Source organism: Streptomyces sp. NBC_00045 (assembly GCF_045041095.1).
GTDB lineage: Bacteria > Actinomycetota > Actinomycetes > Streptomycetales > Streptomycetaceae > Streptomyces.
Genome location: NZ_CP108271.1, coordinates 2,731,976 through 2,756,333 on the forward strand (window position 1 = coordinate 2,731,976; position 24,358 = coordinate 2,756,333).

Consider the following 24,358-nt stretch of genomic DNA (forward strand, 5'->3'; position numbering starts at 1 on the left):
GCGGACTCACACTTGGAGCCCGGCCGTGAGGAGGTCGACGAAGCCGACCTCTTCCTTCGCCACGCCGAAGACCTCGGCGCGGAGCATGGTGCGCTCGGCCCAGGCGCGGTGGGGCTTGACCTCGTTCATTTTGTTCGTGTAGGCGGAGCGCATGACTCCGCCGCCGCCGCGCTCGGGGCGCAGGATGTCCTGGGCGTCGCTGAACTCCTCGTGGGAGACCACCGAGAGGGCGTGGACGGGGGTGACGTGGGCGGGGTGGATGCAGGTCTTGCCGAGGAGTCCGTTGGCCCGGTCGAGTTCGATCTCGCGCAGGAGCCCGTCGAGGTCGTGCTCGATGAGGGTGGTGCGCAGTTCCTCGGCACCTTCCTCCAAGAAGGGGCTGCGGCGCAGCTGGGGCTTGAAGAGGCGCTGCTGGCTGCGGAAGTACTCCCAGACGGGTCCGGTCACGGTGAAGCCGGTGCCGTCGGCGCGGCTGAGGACGTTCACCACGTCGGCGATGACTCCGGCGACGATCTGGACGTCGTAGGCGGTCATGTCCGGGGTGCGGCGCAGTCCGTAGACGGAGCAGAAGTCGGTGACGCCGAGGCGCAGGGCCAGGACGCGGTCGCGGTAGCGGTTGACGGTCCGGGAGATGCCGGCGAGGGCTTCGATGCGCGTTTCGAGGTGGAGGAGGTCGGGGGTCTCCAACACGGGCATCGCGTACAGCGGGTGCTGTCCGCTTTCCGCTTCCGCCTGGGCCACGGCGTCGAGGAAGGCGGTTCCGCGGCTCTCGGTGAACTTGGGGAGTACGAATCCGGCCAGTCGGCGGGCGGAGCCGCCGAGGCGGTGGACGAGGTCGGGTATCTGCTCGGGCGTGCGGACCCGGATGAAGAGGAGGGGGAGCTCGCCGCCGTCGGCATCGAGGGCTGCGAACTGCCGGACCAGGTTGTCCTCGGCGTCCGCGACCTCGGCGTCGCTGATGGAATCCTCCAGGCACAGGACCATGGAGACGACTCCGCGGCGGGCCTGCTTGTGGACGTCCCCGGCGAGGTGGGGGCGGGTCGCGGGGCTGTAGAGGGTGGCTCCGAGGGCGGCGGCGAGGATGCGGGAGGGGGAGGCGGCGGTGAACTCGGCCGGCTCCTGGTGGAAGAGGTCCTTACGGACGGTGGGCGATATGTGCCCAAAGTGACGCATGTGCTTCCCCCGTACTGCCTCGGCGGCCCAACTGGCGTGGCCGGTAATAGTACGTACGAATGTGAGTCAAGAGTTCCTCAAGCACATGAAGTTCAGGTAACCCTCTTGCACAATGCCCAGGACTTTCGTCCGCGACAAGGCCCTGCGGGGGGCCGCGTTGTTCCGCACCGCCCCGGGAGGGCAGGATGACGGGCATGACGCACGCGATGCAGAAGGGCTCGAACATCCCGGTGACCGCCGTGTCGGTCCGGGCGGTGCTGCGCTGGACCGGCGGCCCCGAGGTGCCGGACGTCGACGCCTCGGCACTGCTCGTGGGCCCGGACGGGCGCGTGCGCTCGGACGAGGACTTCGTGTTCTACAACCAGCCCCGGCACCCCTCGGGGGCCGTCTGGCGACTCGGCAAGAAGCAGCTCGGCGACACGATCACCGATGCCGTGCAGGCGGACCTGCGCGCGGTGCCGCCGGTGGTGGACCGGATCCTGGTGGTGGCCTCCGCCGAGGACGTGCCGTTCCAGCAGGTCCAGGACCTGCGGATCCTGCTGTACGACGCCACCGCCACCGGCGGCTCCGAGCCGATGGCCTTCTTCGACGTACGCCCCGAGACCGGTGCCGAAACGGCCCTGATCTGCGGCGAGGTGTACCGGCGCGGCGACGGGTGGAAGTTCCGGGCGCTGGGCGAGGGCTACTCGAACGGGCTGGTGGGGCTTGCGACCGACCACGGGATCTCCGTGGACGAGAACGCGGCGGAGGCCTCCGGTGCGGCGCCCGCCGCCGGGCCGACCGCCGAGCAGACCGCCGCGATGCGCCCGCCGGCCCAGCAGAACCCGCAGGCACCGCAGGCACCGCTGACGCAGGCCCCGCCGGCCGCGCAGCCGGCGTACGGGTACCCGCAGCCGGTGTCCCCGGCCCCGGTGCCGGCGCCCGGCGGCGACCCGACGTTCCGGCTGCCGGTGCAGGGCCCGCAGTTCGTCCCCCGCTGACACCCTGCCGCCCGACGTCCCCGACGTCTTTGACGCCCCTGGCGTCCCTGACGCCCGGCCTGGCCGGAGCCCCCGCCGCGGGTTCCGGTCAGGCCTTTGCGCTCTTGTAGCCCCGCCCCCACTGCAAGCCCCACCCGTACAGCCGGTCCAGCTCGGCCTGGAACCCGTACACGAACTTCACCTCGCGCCGCACGATCAGCTCGCCCTTGACGTGCTCCAGGGTGAGCACCGCGCAGGAGCGGGCCTGCGGCTGGCGCTCCTCCAACGGGATCTCGATCCGCGGCCCGGTGATCGGGTAGAGGGTGATCATGGCGTGCGTGCGGTCGAAGGCCGGGGTCTGGTCGTAGATGTAGACGAACACCAGCAGCCGCTTGATCTCTTCGGCGTGGTCGAGGTTGACGAACACCGTCTCCCCGGAGGGCGCCCCGAACCGGTCGTCACCGCTGAGCTTCACGTACGGCGGGTTGTTGATGTCGCCGTGCAGGTTGCCCAGCGGCTGCACTACGCCCCGGGTGCCGTCGGCCAGCTCGTAGAGGCAGCCCAGGTCGAGGTCGACGTTGACCATGCCCTGGGTGTGCGCCTGCACCATGTCGGGCTTGAACAGCTTGAACGGATGGCGCAGGAGCCCGCCGCCCTCGCCGCCGCGGCCGCCGATGTCCGAGCTGCGCATGCGCCAGGACAGGTTGACCCGCAGGTTGCCGTGGACCGCCCCCTGTTTGGTGAGCGACACCGTCGGATGCCGCTTGGTGAGCTCGATCGCGTTCGACGAGGCGCTGCCCGAGTCGAACTGTAGGGCCCGGCTGCCCCTGATCCCGTCGAAGAATCCCATTCCCCTACCCCCCTTTTGAATACGCGGACGGGGCGGCCCGGCAGTCCGCAGACCAGCCCGGCCGCCCCGCAGATGGAGCGTTCCGCATTACCGCCGTGATCATGCCTCGGCGGCGGAACCCTCCAGTTCCAACCGCTTGTTGCGCCGCACCGAGGACCAGAACGACCAGGCGATGAGCACCACGCCGACGAGGCCGGTGATGACCTCGTGGATCTCGTACTGGATGGTGACGAGCAGGATGACGGCGAGCGCGCCGATGGCGTAGTGCGCGCCGTGCTCCAGGTAGACGTAGTCGTCGAGGGTGCCCTGGCGGACCAGGTAGACCGTGAGCGACCGGACGTACATGGCGCCGACGCCGAGGCCGAGGGCCATCAGCACGATGTCGTTGGTGATGGCGAAGGCGCCGATGACCCCGTCGAAGGAGAACGAGGCGTCGAGGACTTCGAGGTAGAGGAACATGAAGAAGGCGGCCTTGCCGGCCATGACGACGGCCGAGACGGGCTTGCCGCTCTTCTTGGCCGCTTCCTCGGCCTCGTGCTCGGCTTCTTCCTCCTCTTCGAGGCGGTTCTCGAAGTAGCCGGAGAGACCGCCGACGATCATGTACGTGATCAGGCCGGCGACGCCGGAGACCAGGACGGTCTGCGCCTTGTCCACCACGGCACCGCCGTGCTGGTGGGCGTGGGCGGCGAAGGTCATGGACGTGATCAGCAGGACGATCAGCGCGATGCACGCCGACAGCATGTCGATCTTGCCCAGCTTGGCGAGCGGGCGTTCCAGCCACGCGAGCCACTTGATGTCCCTGTCCTCGAAGATGAAGTCGAGGAAGATCATCAGCAGGAACATGCCGCCGAAGGCCGCGATCGCCGGGTGGGCGTCCGTGACCAGCTGCTGGTACTGCTCCTTGTCGGTCAGCGCGAGATGCACGGCCTCGATGGGCCCGATCTTGGCGGTGACCGCGACGATCACGACGGGGAAGACCAGGCGCATGCCGAACACGGCGATGAGCACGCCGACCGTCAGGAAGATCTTCTGCCAGAAGGCGTTCATCTTCTTCAGGATTCCGGCGTTGACCACCGCGTTGTCGAAGGACAGCGAGATCTCAAGGATGGTCAGGATCGCGACGATCCCGAGCCCGGTCATACCCCCGTAGAACCACGCTGCGACCAGACCGAGCGCAGTGACTGCGAACGACCAGCCGAAGGTTTTGAGAACCACTGGCACCCCATCGTCTTGTACGGCTTTACGAAACGTTGACCCCGAAGTCTAGAGCGATGCCCCGGAGCCCCGACGCGTACCCCTGCCCCACTGCGCGGAACTTCCATTCGCCGCCGTACCGGTACACCTCGCCGAAGATCATCGCGGTCTCGCTGGAGGCGTCCTCGGTGAGGTCGTAGCGGGCCAGCTCCTGGCCGTCCGACTCGTTCACCACGCGGATGAAGGCGTTGCTGACCTGGCCGAAGCTCTGCCTGCGGGCCTCCGCATCGTGGATCGAGACCGGGAAGACGATCTTGTCGACCTCGACCGGCACCTTGGTCAGGTCGATGATGATCGACTCGTCATCGCCCTCACCCTCGCCGGTGAGGTTGTCCCCCGTGTGTTCGACGGAGCCCTCGGGGCTCTTCAGGTTGTTGTAGAAGACGAAGTACGCGTCCCCCAGGACCCGGCCGTCGCGGCACAGCAGTGCGCTGGCGTCGAGGTCGAAATCGGCCCCCGTGGTCGAGCGCGCGTCCCAACCGAGACCGACCAGGACCCGGGTGAGGTTCGGTGCGGCCTTGGAGAGGGAGACGTTGCCCCCCTTGGCGAGTGTGACGCCCATGTTGTGGTCCTCCCCGGACGACGTGGTGATCGCGGCACGCTCGCGTGGCGGGCCGACGGTGGTGGTGCGTTGGTGCAAAGCACGTCCGGCGCCGTACACACAGTGCACGGCGCCGGACGGGTGACTGCGGGCAGGCTCAGACGTTGACGCCGAAGTCCTGGGCGATGCCGCGCAGGCCGGAGGCGTAGCCCTGGCCGATGGCGCGGAACTTCCACTCCGCTCCGTTGCGGTACAGCTCGCCGAAGACCATGGCGGTCTCGGTCGAGGCGTCCTCGGAGAGGTCGTAGCGGGCGAGCTCGGAGTTGTCGGCCTGGTTCACCACGCGGATGTACGCGTTGCGGACCTGGCCGAAGCTCTGCTGGCGGCTCTCGGCCTCGTAGATCGAGACCGGGAAGACGATCTTGGCGACATCGGCGGGGACGCCGGCCAGGTTGACCTTGATCGCCTCGTCGTCGCCCTCGCCCTCACCGGTGGTGTTGTCACCGGTGTGCTCGACCGAGCCGTCCGGGCTCTTCAGGTTGTTGAAGAACACGAAGTTCGAGTCGTTGGCGACCTTGCCCTGGTCGTTGGTCAGGATCGCGCTGGCGTCGAGGTCGAAGTCAACACCGGTGGTGGTGCGAGCGTCCCAGCCCAGACCGACGATGACCGCCGTCAGATTCGGCGCGGCCTTGGTCAGCGAGACGTTTCCGCCCTTGCTGAGGCTGACTCCCACGGGTCCTCCATTGGGTTCATGTGTGGGGCGGTGCCCCGTCGTGCGGTTTCTACCGGGATCAACGTTTCGATCCTAGTGACGGGTTCCCGCCTGTCGGCGTCTTTCCCGGTGAACACTTCCCGGAACCCGCCCGGAGCACGGCAAGTACGGCGGGTGCCGCGGCTGCCGGGGCCGGACCGGCCCGGCGGTCCTCAGAGGCTGTCGAGGGCCTTGACGTACTCGTTCAGGTCGCGCGCGTCGGGCAGGCCGTTGACGACGGTCCAGCGCACCACGCCGTCCTTGTCGATGATGAAGGTGCCGCGGACCGCGCAACCCTTCTCCTCGTCGAAGACGCCGTACGCGCGGGAGGTCTCGCCGTGCGGCCAGAAGTCGGACAGCAGGGGGTAATCGAGGCCCTCCTGCTCGCCGAAGACCCGCAGGGTCGGGACGGAGTCGTTGGAGACCGCGAGGAGCTGGACGTCGTCGTTCTGGAAGCGCGGCAGCTGGTCGCGCAGTTCGCAGAGCTCGCCGGTGCAGACACCGGTGAAGGCGAACGGGTAGAAGAGCAGCACGACGGCCTTCTCCCCGCGGAAGTCGGAGAGCCGCACGGTGGCGCCGTGGTTGTCCTTGAGCTCGAAGTCCGGGGCCTTGCTGCCGACCTCGATCGCCATCTCTCGCATCCCTTCGTTCCCGCATCCCTGCGTTGGGCTGTTCGGGTGGGCCCCAGCCTAGGGGGACCGGGTGCCCACAACGCACGCACCCCGCCGACCGGAGGTGATCCGGGTCGACGGGGCGTACGTCCGCTTGGCTGCGAGTGTGCGGCTCAGCGCTTGGCCTTGGCGGCCTTCGGCGTCACCAGCTTGGTGGAGGTCCACTCCTTGCCGACGGGCAGGCCCTTGGCAAGCGAGAGGCCGGCCGTCACGGCCGCCTCGCTGATGTCGCTGGCCTCGACGTAGCCGTCACGGCCCGTCTTGGGGGTCAGCAGCAGGATCAGTGCGCCGTCCTCGACCAGCTCGGTCGCATCGACCAGGGCGTCCGTCAGATCGCCGTCCTCGTCGCGGAACCACAACAGCACCGCGTCGGCGACGTCGTCGTAGTCCTCGTCGGCAAGTTCACTGACGAGCTGATCGACGGCGTCACGGAATTCCTGATCGACGTCGTCGTCGTAGCCGATCTCCTGGACCACCTGTTCGGACTGGAAACCCAGCCGGGCGGCCAGGCTCTCCGCGTGGTCCGCGGTCGCGCTCACGGGGTGCCTCCTGCTCATGTTCGGTGAATGTCTTCGGCGGCGCGCGTACGCGCAGCATTGGGCGTAGTCCACACGGGCGCGGCGGATCGCGCAAGTACCCGGCCGTCGAGACCGTCGAAACGGTGACGATTACGGCCGTCTCGCCGCAACTTTCAGCCTTCCCGTGTGCACCTCTGGTGATTCATCCCACACCATTCCAGCTCATTCGGCATCATCGGCAACGCTTACCGGCTTTCCTACCTGTTTGAGGGACCGAACGGCCTTACGAACCAGCTGATCGTCTTGGGCGTAAGGTTGCGGTTTGGCCGGACCGCCGCCGCCTGCTCTCACGGATCGCTGCGGACTCCAGTGATTACCCAGTGGTACAGGTGACGATTCCGACCGAGCGTAAGACGATGGGAGGCGGCGAAACCCCATGGCACGACTCCCCTGACAGCGAAGGAACAGCGTGGCTTCCGCATCCGATCGCAATCCGATCATCATTGGCGGCCTGCCGAGCCAGGTCCCGGACTTCGATCCGGAAGAGACGCAGGAGTGGCTCGACTCCCTGGACGCCGCCGTCGACGAGCGGGGCCGTGAGCGCGCCCGCTACCTGATGCTGCGGCTGATCGAGCGGGCCCGCGAGAAGCGCGTGGCCGTGCCCGAGATGCGCAGCACGGACTACGTCAACACGATCGCCACCAAGGACGAGCCGTTCTTCCCGGGCAACGAGGAGATCGAGCGCAAGGTCCTGAACGCCACCCGGTGGAACGCGGCCGTGATGGTCTCGCGCGCCCAGCGTCCCGGGATCGGCGTCGGCGGCCACATCGCCACGTTCGCGTCCTCCGCCTCCCTCTACGACGTGGGCTTCAACCACTTCTTCCGGGGCAAGGACGAGGGCGACGGCGGCGACCAGATCTTCTTCCAGGGCCACGCGTCCCCCGGCATCTACGCGCGCGCCTACCTCCTGGACCGGCTCTCCGAGCAGCAGCTCGACGCGTTCCGGCAGGAGAAGTCGAAGGCCCCGTACGGCCTGTCCAGCTACCCGCACCCGCGGCTGATGCCGGACTTCTGGGAGTTCCCGACCGTCTCGATGGGCCTCGGCCCGCTCGGCGCGATCTACCAGGCCCGGATGAACCGGTACATGGAGGCGCGCGGGATCGCCGACACCTCGAAGTCACACGTTTGGGCGTATCTCGGCGACGGCGAGATGGACGAGCCGGAGTCGCTGGGCCAGCTGTCGATCGCCGCCCGTGAGGGTCTGGACAACCTGACCTTCGTCGTGAACTGCAACCTGCAGCGGCTCGACGGTCCGGTGCGCGGCAACGGCAAGATCATCCAGGAGCTGGAGTCGCAGTTCCGCGGTGCCGGCTGGAACGTCATCAAGCTGATCTGGGACCGCTCCTGGGACCCGCTGCTGGCGCAGGACCGCGACGGCATCCTGGTCAACCGGATGAACTCGACGCCGGACGGCCAGTTCCAGACGTACGCGACCGAGACCGGTGCCTACATCCGCGACCACTTCTTCGGTGACGACCAGCGGTTGCGGGCGATGGTCGAGAACATGAGCGACCAGCAGCTGCTGCACCTGGGCCGCGGCGGCCACGACCACAAGAAGATCTACGCGGCGTACGCGGCGGCCAAGGCCCACAAGGGCCAGCCGACGGTGATCCTGGCGCAGACGGTCAAGGGCTGGACGCTCGGCCCGAACTTCGAGGGCCGCAACGCGACGCACCAGATGAAGAAGCTGACGGTCGACGACCTCAAGCGCTTCCGCGACCGCCTGCACATCCCGATCACGGACGCGCAGCTGGAGGGCGGCGCCCCGCCGTACTACCACCCGGGCCCCGGTTCGCCGGAGATCCAGTACATGCACGACCGGCGCAGCTCGCTGGGCGGCTACGTGCCGACGCGCGTGGTGCGCGCGAAGCCGCTGCAGCTGCCGGACGACACGGCGTACGCGGCGGCGAAGAAGGGCTCGGGCCAGCAGTCGATCGCCACGACCATGGCGTTCGTGCGCATCCTGAAGGACCTGATGCGGGACAAGGAGATCGGCAGGCGGTTCGTGCTGATCGCCCCGGACGAGTACCGCACCTTCGGCATGGACGCGTTCTTCCCGAGCGCCAAGATCTACAACCCGCTGGGGCAGCAGTACGAGGCGGTCGACCGCGACCTGCTGCTCGCGTACAAGGAGTCGCCGACCGGCCAGATGCTGCACGACGGCATCTCGGAGGCGGGCTGCACGGCCTCGCTGATCGCCGCGGGTTCGGCGTACGCGACGCACGGCGAGCCGATGATCCCGGTCTACGTCTTCTACTCGATGTTCGGTTTCCAGCGCACGGGTGACCAGTTCTGGCAGATGGCCGACCAGCTGGCGCGCGGTTTCGTGCTGGGTGCGACCGCCGGCCGGACCACCCTGACGGGTGAGGGCCTGCAACACGCCGACGGTCACTCCCAGCTGCTGGCGTCGACGAACCCGGGCTGCGTGGCGTACGACCCGGCGTACGGGTACGAGATCGCGCACATCGTCCAGGACGGCCTGCGGCGGATGTACGGGCCCGAGGCCGAGGACGTCTTCTACTACCTGACCGTCTACAACGAGCCGATCCAGCACCCGGCCGAGCCGGCCGACGTGGACGTGGACGGGATCCTCAAGGGGATCCACCGGGTGGCCGCGGGCTCGGCGGGCTCCATCGGGGCGCAGATCATGGCCTCGGGCGTGGCGGTGCCGTGGGCCCTGGAGGCCCAGCGGATCCTGGCCGAGGAATGGAACGTTCGGGCGGACGTCTGGTCGGCGACCTCCTGGAACGAGCTGCGCCGCGAGGCCGTCGAGGTGGAGGAGCACAACCTGCTCCACCCGGAGGAGGAGCAGCGCGTCCCGTACGTGACGCGGAAGCTGTCGGGTGCGGAGGGGCCGTTCGTGGCGGTCTCGGACTGGATGCGGTCCGTCCCGGACCAGATCTCGCGGTGGGTGCCCGGCGCGTACACCTCACTGGGTGCGGACGGGTTCGGTTTCGCGGACACGCGCGGCGCGGCCCGGCGGTTCTTCCACATCGACGCGCAGTCGGTGGTGCTGGCGGTGCTGACCGAGCTGGCCAAGCAGGGCAAGATCGACCGTTCCGCGCTGAAGCAGGCGGTGGACCGGTACCGGCTGCTGGACGTCGCGGCGGCCGACCCGGGCGCGGCGGGCGGCGACGCATAGCGCTCCGCGGGGCGGACGGCTGACGGCGGCGGGCCGGGGTGTGCGGGAGTGCGCCCCGGCCCGCTGCCGTTGCCCCGGCCGCTGCGGCACTGCGCCGGCCCATTCCGCTTTACCTGTTCCTTACGATGCTCCGTATGAAGGAACCCTCCCGCCAGCTGCGGTGGGAGCGGCGGAGTCAGACCCCGCTGCTCGTGCTCGCCGTGGCGTTCGCCGTCGCCTACACCGTGCCGATCGTCGTACCCGACGCGAATGCGCAGGTGCACCGGGCGTGCACGGTCACCGAGTGGGTGGTGTGGGGCGCGTTCGCCGCGGATTACCTGATGCGGCTGGGTCTGTCGACGGCGAAGAAGGCGTTCGTGCGGACCCACTGGCTGGACCTGGGCGCGGTGGTGTTGCCGATGTTCCAGCCGCTGCGGCTGTTGCGGCTGGTGTCCACGCTGCTGCTGGTGGGCCGGCGGGCCCGGATGGCCCCGCAGATCCGGCTGACCACGTATGTGGCGGGGGCGGTGGTCGGGCTGCTGATGTTCGGCTCGCTCGCCGTGCTGAGCGTGGAGCGGGACGCCCCCGACGGCAACATCAAGAACCTGGGCGATGCCGTGTGGTGGAGCTTCACCACGATGACGACCGTCGGGTACGGGGACCACTCCCCCACCACCGGGCTCGGCCGGATCATCGCCGTGGGGCTGATGCTGTCGGGGATCGCGCTGCTGGGTGTGGTGACCGCCAACATCGCGGCCTGGTTCATCTCCCGTTTCGAGCGCGACGACCAGGTGGAGCGGGCTCAGACCGCGGCGATCGCCGAACTGTCGGCGGAGGTACGGGCGCTGCGCGCCGAGATCGGGCGGCTGGGCGGGGCGTCGGCGGTGGCCGCCGAAGCCCAGGCGCCCGCTCCGGGTGCGGGAACCGCCCCGGGCTCCGGGGCCGACGTACCGGCCCTGGTGCCCGGAGCGGCCCCTGCGGCGGGTGCCGCTAGCGCTCCCACACCTTGAACGCGCGGATGAGGTAGGGCGATTCGGGCAGCCAGACCCCGTCGCCCGGGTAGGTCTGGAACTCCCCGGTCTCCTGGCACTCGGCCGACTGGTAGGTGGTCACGGGCCGCCCGGTGCGGTTGATCAGCGACTGGGCGCTGGTCCCGGCCGGCAGTGCCGTGCAGCTGTTGATGTCGAGGGTGCTCAGCTCGTGGGCGTGTCGGGTGCCCTTGAACTCCGGCTTCGCCCACAGGCACAGCTGCCCGGTGGCGCAGGCGGGTGCCTTGCCCGGCGGGGCGCCTGCGGCGTGTGCGGCGGTCGCCGTGCTCGGGATGAGGGCGGCGAGGGCCAGCAGGGTCGCGGCGAGGGCGGTGGTGGACCGTGCGGGTGAACTCGTACGCATGACGGGTCAACTCCTTGTGGACCAGGGCGCCCGGACCGGTTCCGCAGCGCCTCTGACACCACGCTGACCTGCGAGGACGGCCGGGCGGAAGGGGTCAGGGGCGGGTCCACCCGGATAGGCGACGGCCCCGCCGGAACCGTCCGGCGGGGCCGTCGCGCCCACGAGGTTGACGCCGGTGCGGCTCAGACGTGGGCCGCGCCCGCCCCGGCTGCGGCGTTCTCGCCCCGCTTGGTGAAGCAGGCGACGAGCGCGGCGAGCACCGCGACGCAGCCGGCGACGGTGAAGGCGGTGCTCATGCCGGACACGAACGTGTCGTGCGCGACCTTGGTGATCGCCTCGGCGACCGGGGCCGGGGCCTCCGGCGGGACCGGGGCGATGCCGACCTGGACGCCCTTCTCGGCGAGGTCCAGCTGCTCCGGGGTGAGCGGGGGCAGCTGCGCCCGCTCCCAGTTGTCGCCGAACGAGTTGCCGACGGTGGTGGCCATGACCGCGCCGAGGACGGCGGTGCCGAGGCTGCCGCCGACCTGCATGGCGGCCTGCTGGAGCCCGCCCGCCACGCCGGAGAGCTCCAGCGGGGCGTTGCCGACGATGACCTCGGTGGCGCCGACCATGACGGGCGCGAGGCCGACACCGAGGAGGGCAAACCAGAGCGACATCTCCAGGGTGCCGGTGCCCGGGGTCAGCGCGGACATCCCGAAGCAGGCGGCGGCGGTCGCGACCATGCCGGTGACCAGCGGGATCCGCGGGCCGACGGCGGTGATGGCGGCGCCGGCCAGCGGCGAACCGATGATCATCATGCCGGTCAGCGGCAGCAGGTGCAGGCCGCTGTCGACCGGGCTCATGCCGTGCACGTTCTGCAGGTAGAAGGTGACGAAGAACAGGCCGCCCATGAAGGCGAAGGCCATCAGCACCATCAGCACCGTGCCCGCGGACAGGGGCAGCGAGCGGAACAAGCCGAGCGGGATCAGCGGCTCGGCGACCTTCGACTCCCAGACGGCGAAGAGCGTGAAGCAGACGACGGACGCGAGGAGGAACAGGATGGTCCGGGTGTCGCTCCAGCCCCACTCCGAGGCCTTGATCAGCGCCCAGATCAGCGAGAACATCGCGGCCGACAGCAGCAGGACACCGACGGCGTCGAAGGACTTCGGGGCGTTCTCGGCGCGGTGGTCGAGCAGGATGAACAGGCCGAAGGTCAGGGCGATGATGCCGACGGGCACGTTGATGAAGAAGACGGACTGCCAGCTGACGTTCTCCACGAGCAGGCCGCCCACGATGGGCCCGGCGGCGGTCGAGGCGCCGATGACCATGCCCCAGATGCCGATGGCCATGTTGAGCTTCTCGGCCGGGAAGGTGGCGCGCAGCAGGCCCAGCGCGGCGGGCATCAGCAGTGCGCCGAACAGGCCCTGCGCCACGCGGAACGCGATGACGTACTGGACGCCGGAGGAGAGGCCGATGGCGGCGGAGGCCGCGGCGAAGCCGGCGATGCCGATGAGGAAGGTCTGGCGGTGGCCGAAGCGGTCGCCGAGCTTGCCCGCGGTGATCAGCGAGACGGCCAGGGCCAGCAGGTAGCCGTTGGTGATCCACTGGACGTCGGCGAGCGAGGCGTGGAGGTGCTGCTGGATCGCGGGGTTGGCGACGGCGACGATCGTGCCGTCCAGGGTGACCATCATGACGCCGATCGCCACGGCGAAGAGGGTCAGCCAGGGGTGCCCGCGCAGCCCGGACCGGGCTGGGCCGGGACCGGATTCCTTGACGGGTAACCGGTCGCCCTGGTCTTCGATGGTGATCTGACTCGTCATGCGAACAGGCTAGTGACAGCGACTGACACTTCACAAACGGGTTAACGGGGCCATGGCTGTCAGCTCGGTCACAGGTACCCTGTCCGCTCACTCAGCGTCAGATTCGGCATGTGGAACATGCGGAAAGGACACCCCTCGGTGATGACCGACGAGGCGCCGGCGCCGGCGCCCGCGCCCGGACTGCGCGAACGCAAGAAGCGGCGCACCCGGGACGCGCTGCTGCGCGCCGCCCTCCTCCTCTTCGTCGCGCAGGGGTACGAGCACACCACCGTCGACGAGATCACCGACGCCGTCTACGTCTCCCAGCGCACCTTCTTCCGGTACTTCGCCAACAAGGAGGAGGTCGCCTTCGCCGTCCAGGACCTGGTCGAGGCGCACTTCGTCGCCGCGCTGCGCTCCCGGCCGCCCGCCGAGGGCCCGCTCGAAGCCCTGCGGGGCGCGGTGCTCGACGCCTGGGACACCCTCGACGAGGCCCTCTCCGACGTGGTCCCGGTCGATCTCTACATGCGCACCTACCAGCTGATCGAGTCGACGCCGGCACTGCTTGCGGTGCACCTGCGCCGCTCCACCGAGCTGGAGGAGCGGATCGCCCGGCTGATCGCCGAGCGCGAGGGGCTGGACGTGGACGCGGACCCGCGGCCCCGCGTGGCGGTCGCCGCGTTCTCCGGGGTGATGAGGGTCACCGGGCGGCTGTGGGGGCGGGGAGAGGACGCCAGCGTGGCCTCGATCCGACGGATGACCGAGTCCTACCTTGACCAGATCGGCCCTGCGCTGGCTGCGGACTGGCGCTGAACCCCCGTACGGAGTCGCACGGTCGACCGTGAACCCGGTCACCCCGGACCCCGTGTCCGGATCCGGTCTCCTACGCTGGTCCCAGTGAACCTGCCCGGCCTCGCCCCCTCCATCGTCGGCGCCGACCCGCGCCCTGCCGCCCTGCGCACCCTGCTCGCGCTCGCGGTGGTCTTCATCATGCTGGCGACCACCGGCTGGACCGCGGTGCACCGCCCCGACGCGGGCACCTCGCTGCGGGCCGCCGCCCTCGCCTCCTGGGCCACGGCCCGGATCGACGGCCGGCCCCTGCCGCCCGCCGACGCCCCCGTACGGACGGTGGCCCGGTTCTTCGCCGGCCTGGACGGATCCCAGCGGGCCCGGCTCGCCGAGGGGTACCCCCTGGTCGTCGGCAACCTCGACGGGGCGCCCGCAGCCTTGCGCTACCGGGCCAACCTGCGCGGCCTGGAACAGGCCGAGCGGGTGGAGGACGCCCGCAGCCGGGACGTCAGCCTGACCCCGGCCGACCGCTCGACGGCCAGCCGGCGCTCCCACCGCTTCGCCTCCCTGGCCGAGCCGGGCCGGCAGATCCTCGCGTTCGACCCGACCGGCAACGGCCGCGTCGCCGAGGTCTTCGGCGACCTCGACAAGGCCGACCGGATCTCGGTGGTCGTCCCCGGCGTCGACACCGACGTGCTCACCTTCGAGCGCAGCCAGCGCCGCCTGACCGCCCCCGTCGGCATGGCGCAGTCGCTGTACGAGGCCCAGCGCACGCAGGCCCCCGGCAGCCGGACCGCGGTCATCGCCTGGGCCGGCTACACCGCGCCCACCGGGGTCGGCATGGACGCCGCCACGGGTCGGATGGCGATGGACGGCGCGGTACGACTGGAGGCCCTGACGGCGGCGCTGCCCGGGGACGCGGGCGTGGCGCTGTTCTGCCACAGCTACGGCTCGGTGGTGTGCGGGGTCGCCGCGCACGCACTGCCCCGGCGGGTGTCGGACGTGGTGGTGGCGGGCAGCCCGGGGATGCGTGCGGATTCTGTGGCCGGCCTGCACACGTCGGCCCGGGTCTGGGCCACGCGCGATTCCGGGGACTGGATCGCGGACGTGCCGCACGTGGAGGTCGGCGGGGTCGGCCACGGTGCGGATCCGGTGTCGCCGGAGTTCGGGTCGCGGCTGCTGTCCTCGGCGGGGGCGAAGCTCCACACCGGCTATTTCGAGCCAGGCACCGGATCCCTGGACAACTTCGCCAAAATCGGAACCGGTGCGTTCGGTTCCGTTGTGTGTGCGAGCGGCGACGATGCGTGCCGCCGTGGAATTTCCGGGACAGACGGGGACTGACACGTGTAGAGCCGCGGAAAACGGTCTCCGCACCGAGGGGGACGCACGGGGGTGCGTCCCTTTACCATGTGCCGCATGGGTGACGTACTGGCCGGAAATCATGCCGTCTGGGAGTTCGACTCGGACTCGTTGGTCATCCGCTTCGCACGGGGGATGAGAACACCGAAACTCCTTCATGCCCTCGGGGCGCGGCGGATCCCCTTCGAGGCGTTGTCGGGGGTGACGGTGAACGCGACCGGGTCCGGAGGAAAACGGGACGCGGTGGTGCTGCGTGCCGTGCCGCGGGCGGGTGCGGATCCGCTGATGGAGGTCGCGGCAGGACAGCTGCGGGAGGTCTGCGACCCGTACCGGCTCGTACTGCCGGGCGACCGGGCCGGGCGGGCTGCCGAGTTCGCGGACGCCGTACGGGCCCGGCTGGGCCCCGGATCCGACGGTCCGGCGGAACGATTCCTCGTCCAGGTGCCGGAGCCGCCGCTCCAGCTGAAGGCGTACGACGCGCGCCTGGGGTTCGACGGCTCGACCGTCACCTTCCACTGGTCGCGCACGGGCGCCACGAGCGCCAAGTGGAAGGCGGGCGACCAGCGTTGTCCACTGTCCGCGCTGACCGGGGTCGAGTGGCGCACGCCGGAGGGCCCCGGCGGCCACCTGCGGCTGCTGCGCAGGGACGCCGCCGCCGATCCGCGCCCCGACCACGACCTGGCGTCCGCGGTGTTCGGCGTCGGGTACGGCTCGGTGCACGAATCGCTGCCGTTCGCGGCGGCCGTCCTCGCCGCCCTGCGCGGCCGCACCCCGGTGGCCTCGGTCCCGGCGGCCCGCACGGACGAACGCCTGCAGCACCTGAGCGAGCTGCACAGCGCGGGGCTGCTGACGGACGCCGAGTACTCGGCGCTGCGCGACCGCTTCACCGCCGAAGCCTGACCTCCCCGGCCGGACCCCGGCGCCGCCCCGGGTCGGGCCCGGCCGGGCCCTGGCCAGGCCCGGCTGACCCGGCGCGGACCGGCTGGCCCGGCGCGGACCGGCCGGCGACCGGTCGACGGTCGTTCCCGGGGTCCCGCCGCCGAACGCCGGGAGGCATTGCGGCGGCGGCGCCCGTACGGGCCCGGTCCGCTCGGCCGGCTCAGTCCTCGCGGGCCGCGGACGTCCAGGTCATGTCCGGGTAGCGGTCGCCCGCGACCTGGGCGGCGATCGGCTCCAGCAGGGCCAGCTCCGCCGGCGTCAGGGTGATCCGGGTCGCCGCGGCGTTCTCCGCGAGGCGGCCGGGCTTGCGGGTGCCCGGGATCGGGACCACCGTCAGCCCGTGCACCTGCGCCTGCTGGTGCACCCAGGCCAGCGCGATCTGCGCCGGGCTCGCCCCGTGCGCCTGCGCGATCTCCCGGACCGGCGCCAGCAGGGCCGCGTTGGCCTTGGCGTTGTCGCCGGTGAACCGGGGCTGGAAGCGGCGGAAGTCCGCCGCCGACAGATCGGCCGCCGCGTCCGAGAACGCGCCGGTCAGGAAGCCGCGCCCGAGCGGGGAGTACGGCACGAAGGCCACGCCCAGCTCCGCCGCCGCGCCCACCGCGCTGCGCTCCACGTCCCGGCTGAACAGCGACCACTCCGACTGGAGTGCCGCGATCGGGTGCACCGCGTACGCCTCGCGCAGCTCGGCGCCGGTGACCTCGCTGAGCCCCAGGTGGCGCACCTTGCCCTCCTGTACCAGCTCGGCCATCGTGCCCACCGACTCGGCGAACGGCACGGCCGGGTCGCGCCGGTGCATGTAGTAGAGGTCGATCACGTCGGTCCCGAGCCGCCGCAGGCTGTCCTCGACGGCCTGGCGGATGTACGCGCGGTCGTTGCGGATGCCCCGGTACTGCGGGTCGTCGCTGCGCGCGATGCCGAACTTGGTGGCGAGGGTGATCTCGTCGCGGCGCTCGGCCACGAACGGCGCGAGGAACTCTTCGTTGGCGCCGCGCCCGTAGGTGTCCGCCGTGTCGAAGAGGGTGACCCCGGCGGCCAGGGCCGCTTCCAGGGTGTCGCGGGCGCGGGCCTCGTCGGTCTCGCCGTAGAACTCGCTCATGCCCATGCAGCCGAGGCCCTGGACGCCCACCAGCGGGCCTCCCTTGCCGAGTTCAACCTGCTCGATGGTGGTGTTCTGCGTCATTGCTGTGTCGCCTTCCCCGCGGTCGTGCCCGTGGCATACATGTCGATCTTGAAGTCCAGTACGGCGAGTGCGTCGGTCAGTTCCGTGATCCGCGCGCGGACCTCGCGCCGCGTCTGCTCCAACAGTTCGCGGCGCTGGTCGACGGTGTGCTCGCCCTCGCGCACAAGTTCTGCGTAGCGGACCATGTCGGCCACCGACATCCCGGTGGTGCGCAGCTTGCCCACGAAGGCGAGCCAATGGAGGTCCTTGTCGCTGAACCGGCGCTGTCCCGAGTGGGAGCGGTCCACGTGCGGCATCAGGCCGATCCGTTCGTACCAGCGCAGGGTGTGCTGGGTCAGACCGGTCCGGGCCTCGACCTCGCTGATCGTGTACCGCGTCTGCGTCAGGCTCATGGCGACCACGCTAAAACCTTGGAGTGCACTCCAAGCAAGTAGGCTCGGCCGCATGGAGAGCGTGGAGACCCTACAGAGCCTGCGGACCATCGAGAACTGGCCGGTACCGACCGCCGCGGCGGCCGTCGTGCGCGCGGACGGGAGCCTGGCCGGATCCCACGGGCCCGTCGACCACCGCTTCGCGCTGGCCTCGGTGACCAAGCCGCTCGCCGCGTACGCCGCGCTCGTCGCGTACGAGGAGGGGGCGATCGAGCTGGACGAGCCGGCCGGGCCCGAAGGTTCGACGGTCCGTCACCTGCTCGCGCACACCAGCGGGCTGGCCTTCGACGAGCACCGTGCGATGGCCGCGCCCGGCACGCGCCGGCTGTACTCGAACGCCGGTTTCGAGGTGCTCGGCGACCACATCACGAAGGCCACCGGCATCCCCTTCGCCGAGTACGTGCACCAGGCGGTGTTCGAGCCGCTGGGCATGGCCTCGACGACGTTGGAGGGCTCGCCCGCCAAGGACGGCGTCTCGACCGTGTCCGACCTCGTCCGCTTCGCGGCGGAGCTCCAGGCGCCGCGGCTGCTGGACGTGCGCACGGTCGCGGAGGCCACCTCCGTCGTCCACCCGGGCCTCAAGGGCGTGCTCCCGGGGTACGGGATCCAGTCCCCCAACGACTGGGGGCTCGGCCTGGAGATCCGCGACGGCAAGGCCCCGCACTGGACGGGCGCCTCGTCCTCGCCGCGCACCTTCGGCCACTTCGGGCAGGCCGGCACCTTCCTGTGGGTGGACCCGGACGCCCGCGTCGCGTGCGTGGCGCTGGCCGACCGCGCGTTCGGCCCGTGGGCCGTGGAGGCCTGGCCGCCGTTCACCGACGCGGTCCTCGCCGAACTCGCCGGCCGCTGACCTCCGCGCCGCTCCGGCGCCCGATCCGCAGGAGCAGGCCCTAGGGCAGCTCCCAGATCAGCAGTTCTCCCGGGGACCCGGCGACGATCTCCAGGTTCCGTTCGTCGGTGATCCGTGCCGCGTCCCCGGGGCCGAGCTCTTCCCCGTCCAGGCGCAAGTCCCCGCGCACCACGTGCAGGTAGACCCGCTGCGCCGCCGGTACGGCGACCCGCTCGCCCGCGCCCGGCCTGCGTACGTGCAGGACGGCGCCGGCCGCGGGGACCTCGTACGGGGTGCCGTCGGCGAGACCCGTCACCAGCGTGTACGAGGGCTCCCCGCCGGGGGCCTGCGGCGCGAGCCACAGCTGCACGAAGCGCAGCGGCACGGCGCCGTCGTTGCGCTCGATGTGCCGGGCGCCGGATCCGGCGCCCAGGTGCTGTACGTCTCCCGGGTGGACCAGGGTGCTCTCCCCGGTGCTGCCCTTGTGCGCGAGCTCGCCCTCGACGACCCAGGTCACGATCTCGGTGTGGCTGTGCGCGTGCTCGTCGAAGCCCGCGCCCGGGGCGAGGGTCTCCTCGTTGCAGGCGATGACCGGGCCGAAGCGCAGGTTGTCCGGGTCGTAGTGCCCGCCGAAGGAGAAGGCGTGCAAGGTGGTGATCCCGGCGTCCGGATCCCCGCCCCCGTACCGGTCGGCCCCGCGGCGTACGTCAATCATGAGTGCCACCGTAGTCCCCCGGAGGACGGCCGCCACGGGACCGGACTCCGCGCCGCCGTCCCGATAAGGCAGTCTTGTCCCGTGCCCCAACCCGAACGTGAGCATTCCCCCGCGCATCCCGCTCCCGCCCATCCGCACGCCGCGACGCTGCGCCGACTGGAGAAGTCCTCCGGCCGGCTCGCCGCCAACGCGATCGCCCGCATGGACGAGGCCCTGCCGTGGTACCGGGCGATGCCCCCGGAGAACCGGTCCTGGATCGGCCTGGTCGCGCAGGCCGGCATCGCCGCGTTCACGGAGTGGTTCCGGCACCCGGAGACTCCGCAGGCGATCTCGACGGACGTCTTCGGGACGGCTCCGCGCGAGCTGACCCGGGCGATCACCCTGCGCCAGACCGTGGAGATGGTCCGTACGACGATCGAGGTCATGGAAGCCGCGATCGAGGAGGTCGCGGCGCCGGGCGACGAGTCGATCCTGCGCGAGGCGCTGCTGGTGTACGCCCGGGAGATCGCGTTCGCGACGGCCCAGGTGTACGCGCAGGCCGCCGAGGCGCGCGGGGCGTGGGACGCCCGGCTGGAGTCCCTCGTCGTGAACGCGGTGCTGTCGGGCGAGGCCGACGAGGGCGCGCTGTCGCGGGCGGCGGCGCTCGGCTGGAACTCGCCTGAGCACGTGTGCGTGGTGCTCGGCACCGCGCCGGAGGGCGACAGCGAGCTGACGGTCGAGGCGATCCGGCGCGCGGCCCGCCACCACAAGCTCCAGGTGCTGACGGGTGTGCTCGGCGACCGGCTGGTGGTGATCGCGGGCGGCAGCGACAACCCGATCCAGGTGGCGAAGTCGCTGATCGGGCCGTTCGCGGCGGGCCCCGTGGTGGCCGGTCCGGTGGTTCCCGATCTGCTGAACGCGACCAAGTCCGCTCAGGCCGCGGCGGCCGGGCTGAAGGCGTGTACGGCCTGGCAGGACGCCCCGCGGCCGGTCCTGGCGGACGATCTCCTGCCCGAGCGCGCGATCGCCTCGGATCCCTCCGCGCGGGAGCAGCTGGTGGAGGAGATCTACAGACCGCTGGAAGAGGCGGGGTCGGCGTTGCTGGAGACGCTGAGCGTGTACCTGGAGCAGGCGAGCAGCCTGGAGGGGGCGGCGCGGATGCTGTTCGTGCACCCGAACACGGTGCGCTACCGGCTGCGACGTGTGACCGACGTCACCGGCTGGTCACCCTCCGATGTTCGCTCGGCGTTCACGCTGCGAATCGCCTTGATCCTCGGGCGTCTGGCCGACGGCGATCTGCAGTCCTAGACTTTTGTCGGACATCAACAATTACCCCGACGGTTCTTGGTCCCTGTCCCCACGGGCGGCGGGGACCATCCACAAGAGAGAGTGTGAGGGTGCTCGTACTCGTCGCTCCCGGCCAAGGCGCACAGACGCCCGGCTTCCTGACTCCCTGGCTCGACCTCCCCGGTGCCGCTGACCGCGTCGCCGCCTGGTCGGACGCCATCGGGCTCGACCTTGCCCACTACGGCACGAAGGCGGACGCGGACGAGATCCGCGACACGGCGGTGGCGCAGCCGCTGCTGGTGGCCGCCGGTCTGTTGTCCGCTTCCGCGCTCGCCCCCTCCGATGGGCACGGCCGTGCGGCCTTCGGTGCCGTCGCGGGCCACAGCGTCGGTGAGATCACGGCCGCCGCGTACGCCGGTGTGCTGTCCGACGCGGACGCGCTGTCGTTCGTACGGACGCGCGGTCTGGCCATGGCCGAGGCCGCGGCCGTCACCGAGACGGGCATGGCCGCCGTGCTCGGGGGCGACCAGCAGGTCGTCGTCGCGCACCTGGAGAAGCTGGGCCTGACGCCGGCCAACATCAACGGAGCGGGCCAGATCGTGGCCGCGGGCACGATGGAGCAGATCGAGGCCCTGGTCGCCGAGAAGCCCGAGGGCTCCATGAAGGTCGTCGCCCTCAAGGTCGCGGGCGCCTTCCACACGCACCACATGGCTCCCGCGGTCGCCACGCTGGAGAAGGCCGCGCAGGCCCTCGCCCCGGCCGACCCGGAGCTGAAGTACGTCTCGAACAAGGACGGCCACGTCGTCACCACGGGCGCCGACGTCGTCGCCCGCCTGGTCGGCCAGGTCGCCAACCCGGTCCGCTGGGACCTGTGCATGGAGACGTTCGGCGAGCTGGGCGTCACCGGGATCATCGAGCTCAGCCCGGGTGGCACGCTGACGGGTCTGGCCAAGCGCGCGCTCAAGGGCGTGCCGACCGTGGCCCTGAAGACGCCGGACGATCTCGAAAAGGCCGCTGCGCTCCTCGCCGAGCACGCGGCCTGAGAGAAGGAGCCCACACAGCATGTCGAAGATCAAGCCTGCCAAGGGCTCCCCGTACGCCCGCATCCTCGGCGTCGGCGGCTACCGGCCGACCCGCGTGGTCTCCAACGAGGTCATCCTGGAGACGATCGACTCGTCCGACGAGTGGATCCGCTCCCGCTCCGGCATCGCGACCCGGCACTGGGCCTCGCCCCAGGAGACCGTCGCGGCGATGTCGGTGGAGGCCTCCGGCAAGGCGCTGGCCGATGCCGGGGTCTCGCCCGAGCAGATCGGCGCCGTGATCGTTTCGACGGTCTCGCACTTCAAGCAGACGCCCGCCGTCGCGACCGAGATCGCGCACCGGATCGGTGCGGTCAAGCCGGCCGCGTTCGACATCTCCGCGGGCTGCGCCGGCTTCGGCTACGGCCTGACGCTGGCCAAGGGCCTGGTCGTCGAGGGTTCGGCCCAGTACGTGCTCGTCATCGGCGTGGAGCGGCTGTCGGACCTGACCGACCTGGAGGACCGCGCGACGGCCTTCCTGTTCGGTGACGGCGCCGGCGCCGTGATCGTCGGCCCCTCGGACGAGCCGGCCATAGGCCCCACGGTGTGGGGTTCGGAGGGCGACAAGTCCGAGACGATCAAGCAGACCGTGCCGTGGGACGAGTTCCGCAGCACGGACAGCGCGCAGAAGTTCCCGGCCATCACGCAGGAGGGCCAGGCGGTCTTCCGCTGGGCCGTCTTCGAGATGGCCAAGGTGGCCCAGCAGGCGCTCGACGCCGCCGGAATCACTGCCGAGGACCTGGACGTCTTCATCCCGCACCAGGCGAACATGCGGATCATCGACTCGATGGTGAAGACTCTCAAGCTGCCGGAGCACGTCACGGTCGCCCGTGACGTGGAAACCACCGGCAACACGTCGGCCGCCTCGATCCCGCTCGCCATGGAGCGGCTCCTGGCGACCGGAGCGGCGAAGAGCGGCGACACCGCGCTCGTCATCGGCTTCGGGGCGGGGCTCGTCTACGCCGCAACGGTCGTTACCCTCCCCTAGGGCTCCGGATCCGTATCCAGCCCTGTTTCACCTCAGTTAGCTAGAGAAGGAGCGCCACATGGCCGCCACCCAGGAAGAGATCGTCGAAGGTCTCGCGGAGATCGTCAACGAGATTGCCGGCATCCCGGTCGAGGACGTCGAGATCGGCAAGTCCTTCACCGACGACCTGGATGTCGACTCGCTGTCCATGGTCGAGGTCGTCGTCGCCGCCGAAGAGCGCTTCGACGTGAAGATCCCGGACGAGGACGTCAAGAACCTCAAGACGGTCGGCGACGCCGCTGACTACATCCTGAAGCACCAGGCCTGAGCCTGACGAGCGTTTGTCGCCACCCGGCGGTGGCGCCGTGACAATTCAGCACCCCCTGAGACGTGGAGAAAGAATTCCTGTGAGCCCGACCAATCGCACCGTGGTCGTCACCGGTATCGGCGCAACCACTCCGCTGGGTGGCGACAGCGCTTCGACCTGGGAAGGTCTGCTCGCCGGTCGTTCCGGCGTCAAGCCCCTTGAGGGCGAGCGCTTCGCCGAACTCCCGGTCCGTATCGCCGCCCCGGCCGCCGTGGACCCCAGTGAGGTCCTGCCGCGCCCGCTGGCCCGCAAGCTGGACCGCTCGGCCCAGTTCGCCGTCATCGCAGCCCGTGAGGCCTGGGCCGATGCCGGCTACACCGCCCCGGCGGGCGAGGACGCGTCCATCGCGCCCGAGCGCCTGGGCACCGTGATCGCCTCCGGCATCGGCGGCGTCACCACCCTGCTCGACCAGTACGACGTACTGAAGGAAAAGGGTGTGCGTCGGGTCTCCCCGCACACCGTCCCCATGCTCATGCCGAACGGCCCGTCGGCCAACGTCGGCCTGGAGGTGAACGCCCAGGCGGGCGTGCACACCCCGGTCAGCGCCTGCGCGTCCGGCGCCGAGGCCATCGGCTACGCCGTCGAGATGATCCGTACCGGCCGCGCCGACGTGGTCGTCGCGGGCGGCACCGAGGCGGCGATCCACCCGCTGCCGATCGCCGCGTTCGCCAACATGATGGCGATGTCCAAGAACAACGAGAACCCCGAGCAGGCTTCCCGCCCGTACGACAAGGCCCGCGACGGCTTCGTCCTCGGCGAGGGCGCGGGCGTCGTCATCCTGGAGTCCGCCGAGCACGCCGCCGCGCGCGGCGCCCGGGTGTACTGCGAGGTGCTGGGCCAGGGCCTGTCCGCGGACAGCCACCACATCGCGCAGCCGGAGCCGACGGGCCGCGGTGTCGCAGCCGCGGTGCAGAACCTGCTGGACAACACGGGTCTCGACCCGGCCGAGCTGGTCCACCTGAACGCGCACGCCACGTCGACCCCGCAGGGTGACACGGCCGAGCTGAAGGCCCTGCGCAAGGTGCTGGGCGACGACCTCGACCACATCGCGATCTCCGCGACCAAGTCGATGACCGGTCACCTGCTGGGCGGCGCCGGCGGTATCGAGACCGTCGCGACCGTGCTCGCGCTGTACCACCGGATCGCCCCGGCGACCATCAACGTCGACGAGCTCGACGATGACATCGACGCGGACATCGTCGTCGGCGAGCCGCGCAAGCTGCCGGCCGACGGCCCGGTCTCCGCGATCAACAACTCGTTCGGTTTCGGCGGCCACAACGTCACCCTGGCGTTCCGCACGGTCTGACGCCCCGAGCCGCACGCAGAAGGCCCACCCGGGAGACCGGGTGGGCCTTCTGCGTGCCCGGGG

At 70.6% G+C, this 24,358-nt stretch carries 24 protein-coding genes; 12 read left to right on the plus strand and 12 right to left on the minus strand.

The window, feature by feature from the left end:
* Positions 1-6: 6 nt before the first annotated feature.
* Complete coding sequence (locus OHA65_RS12820; protein ID WP_327283254.1) at positions 7-1,173, minus strand: HpcH/HpaI aldolase/citrate lyase family protein; 1,167 nt, start codon at positions 1,171-1,173, stop codon at positions 7-9.
* A gap of 194 nt (positions 1,174-1,367) precedes the next feature.
* On the opposite strand from OHA65_RS12820, the gene OHA65_RS12825 reads away from it, so the two are divergent.
* Entirely contained in the window at positions 1,368-2,153 is a 786-nt protein-coding gene (locus tag OHA65_RS12825) for a TerD family protein (RefSeq protein WP_327283255.1), read from the plus strand.
* A gap of 88 nt (positions 2,154-2,241) precedes the next feature.
* Here the strand turns inward: OHA65_RS12825 and OHA65_RS12830 are convergent, their stop codons facing one another.
* The 6 genes from OHA65_RS12830 to OHA65_RS12855 form a co-directional block, all read right to left on the minus strand.
* Entirely contained in the window at positions 2,242-2,982 is a 741-nt protein-coding gene (locus tag OHA65_RS12830) for a Tellurium resistance (protein ID WP_327283256.1), read from the minus strand.
* A 99-nt stretch (positions 2,983-3,081) separates the two neighbouring features.
* Positions 3,082-4,197: a DUF475 domain-containing protein gene (locus tag OHA65_RS12835; RefSeq protein WP_327283257.1), complete on the minus strand. Its 1,116-nt coding sequence runs from the start codon at positions 4,195-4,197 to the stop codon at positions 3,082-3,084.
* Between the two features lie 25 nt (positions 4,198-4,222).
* Positions 4,223-4,798, minus strand: coding sequence for a TerD family protein (locus tag OHA65_RS12840; RefSeq protein ID WP_328762632.1), 576 nt, complete (start codon positions 4,796-4,798; stop codon positions 4,223-4,225).
* A gap of 136 nt (positions 4,799-4,934) precedes the next feature.
* Positions 4,935-5,510: a TerD family protein gene (locus OHA65_RS12845; RefSeq protein ID WP_030160471.1), complete on the minus strand. Its 576-nt coding sequence runs from the start codon at positions 5,508-5,510 to the stop codon at positions 4,935-4,937.
* 191 nt (positions 5,511-5,701) lie between these two features.
* Entirely contained in the window at positions 5,702-6,160 is a 459-nt protein-coding gene (locus tag OHA65_RS12850; protein ID WP_327283259.1) for a peroxiredoxin, read from the minus strand.
* Positions 6,161-6,312: 152 nt separating this feature from the next.
* A complete protein-coding gene (locus OHA65_RS12855; RefSeq protein WP_327283260.1) occupies positions 6,313-6,738 on the minus strand; it encodes a DUF3052 domain-containing protein in 426 nt (141 codons plus the stop codon).
* A 448-nt stretch (positions 6,739-7,186) separates the two neighbouring features.
* On the opposite strand from OHA65_RS12855, the gene aceE reads away from it, so the two are divergent.
* Positions 7,187-9,919 (plus strand): pyruvate dehydrogenase (acetyl-transferring), homodimeric type, encoded by a 2,733-nt coding sequence (gene aceE / locus OHA65_RS12860; RefSeq protein ID WP_327283261.1) that lies wholly within the window; start codon positions 7,187-7,189, stop codon positions 9,917-9,919.
* 134 nt (positions 9,920-10,053) lie between these two features.
* Positions 10,054-10,908, plus strand: coding sequence for a potassium channel family protein (locus OHA65_RS12865; RefSeq protein ID WP_371643443.1), 855 nt, complete (start codon positions 10,054-10,056; stop codon positions 10,906-10,908).
* Here OHA65_RS12865 and OHA65_RS12870 read toward each other — a convergent pair.
* Both OHA65_RS12870 and OHA65_RS12875 read right to left on the minus strand, forming a co-directional pair.
* A complete protein-coding gene (locus OHA65_RS12870; RefSeq protein ID WP_327283263.1) occupies positions 10,889-11,290 on the minus strand; it encodes a peptidase inhibitor family I36 protein in 402 nt (133 codons plus the stop codon). The genes OHA65_RS12865 and OHA65_RS12870 overlap by 20 nt on opposite strands.
* Positions 11,291-11,472: 182 nt before the next feature.
* On the minus strand, positions 11,473-13,089 hold the full coding sequence (locus OHA65_RS12875) for an MFS transporter (protein WP_328762639.1): 1,617 nt from the start codon (positions 13,087-13,089) through the stop codon (positions 11,473-11,475).
* Between the two features lie 141 nt (positions 13,090-13,230).
* Here OHA65_RS12875 and OHA65_RS12880 point away from each other — a divergent pair, with 141 nt between their 5' ends.
* The 3 genes from OHA65_RS12880 to OHA65_RS12890 all read left to right on the plus strand — a co-directional run bounded on the left by OHA65_RS12880 (position 13,231) and on the right by OHA65_RS12890 (position 16,116).
* Positions 13,231-13,881, plus strand: a complete 651-nt coding sequence (locus OHA65_RS12880; protein WP_327283265.1) for a TetR family transcriptional regulator — start codon at positions 13,231-13,233, stop codon at positions 13,879-13,881.
* Positions 13,882-14,058: 177 nt separating this feature from the next.
* Positions 14,059-15,198: an alpha/beta hydrolase gene (locus OHA65_RS12885; RefSeq protein ID WP_328765177.1), complete on the plus strand. Its 1,140-nt coding sequence runs from the start codon at positions 14,059-14,061 to the stop codon at positions 15,196-15,198.
* Positions 15,199-15,264: 66 nt separating this feature from the next.
* Positions 15,265-16,116 carry a DUF4429 domain-containing protein gene (locus OHA65_RS12890; protein ID WP_327283266.1) on the plus strand — a complete coding sequence of 284 codons (852 nt, stop codon included), beginning with the start codon at positions 15,265-15,267 and terminating at the stop codon, positions 16,114-16,116.
* A gap of 199 nt (positions 16,117-16,315) precedes the next feature.
* Here the strand turns inward: OHA65_RS12890 and OHA65_RS12895 are convergent, their stop codons facing one another.
* Together OHA65_RS12895 and OHA65_RS12900 are read right to left on the minus strand one after the other, a co-directional pair.
* Entirely contained in the window at positions 16,316-17,335 is a 1,020-nt protein-coding gene (locus OHA65_RS12895) for an aldo/keto reductase (protein WP_327283267.1), read from the minus strand.
* Complete coding sequence (locus tag OHA65_RS12900; RefSeq protein ID WP_327283268.1) at positions 17,332-17,727, minus strand: MerR family transcriptional regulator; 396 nt, start codon at positions 17,725-17,727, stop codon at positions 17,332-17,334. The genes OHA65_RS12895 and OHA65_RS12900 overlap by 4 nt, the downstream gene beginning before the upstream one ends.
* Positions 17,728-17,779: 52 nt before the next feature.
* Here OHA65_RS12900 and OHA65_RS12905 point away from each other — a divergent pair, with 52 nt between their 5' ends.
* Positions 17,780-18,616 carry a serine hydrolase domain-containing protein gene (locus tag OHA65_RS12905; protein WP_329313443.1) on the plus strand — a complete coding sequence of 279 codons (837 nt, stop codon included), beginning with the start codon at positions 17,780-17,782 and terminating at the stop codon, positions 18,614-18,616.
* A gap of 40 nt (positions 18,617-18,656) precedes the next feature.
* On the opposite strand, the gene OHA65_RS12910 is transcribed toward OHA65_RS12905, so the two are convergent.
* Entirely contained in the window at positions 18,657-19,310 is a 654-nt protein-coding gene (locus tag OHA65_RS12910; protein ID WP_371643447.1) for a pirin family protein, read from the minus strand.
* Positions 19,311-19,391: 81 nt separating this feature from the next.
* Between OHA65_RS12910 and OHA65_RS12915 the strand changes: the two genes are divergently transcribed.
* From OHA65_RS12915 to fabF, 5 genes are all read left to right on the plus strand, one after another.
* Entirely contained in the window at positions 19,392-20,597 is a 1,206-nt protein-coding gene (locus OHA65_RS12915) for a helix-turn-helix domain-containing protein (RefSeq protein WP_327283271.1), read from the plus strand.
* A gap of 89 nt (positions 20,598-20,686) precedes the next feature.
* Positions 20,687-21,619, plus strand: a complete 933-nt coding sequence (locus tag OHA65_RS12920) for an ACP S-malonyltransferase (protein ID WP_328762644.1) — start codon at positions 20,687-20,689, stop codon at positions 21,617-21,619.
* 19 nt (positions 21,620-21,638) lie between these two features.
* Positions 21,639-22,643: a ketoacyl-ACP synthase III gene (locus OHA65_RS12925; protein ID WP_327283273.1), complete on the plus strand. Its 1,005-nt coding sequence runs from the start codon at positions 21,639-21,641 to the stop codon at positions 22,641-22,643.
* Positions 22,644-22,701: 58 nt separating this feature from the next.
* Positions 22,702-22,950: an acyl carrier protein gene (locus OHA65_RS12930; protein WP_030227178.1), complete on the plus strand. Its 249-nt coding sequence runs from the start codon at positions 22,702-22,704 to the stop codon at positions 22,948-22,950.
* A 79-nt stretch (positions 22,951-23,029) separates the two neighbouring features.
* Positions 23,030-24,295 (plus strand): beta-ketoacyl-ACP synthase II, encoded by a 1,266-nt coding sequence (gene fabF, locus OHA65_RS12935; protein ID WP_327283274.1) that lies wholly within the window; start codon positions 23,030-23,032, stop codon positions 24,293-24,295.
* The last annotated feature ends 63 nt before the right edge of the window (positions 24,296-24,358 follow it).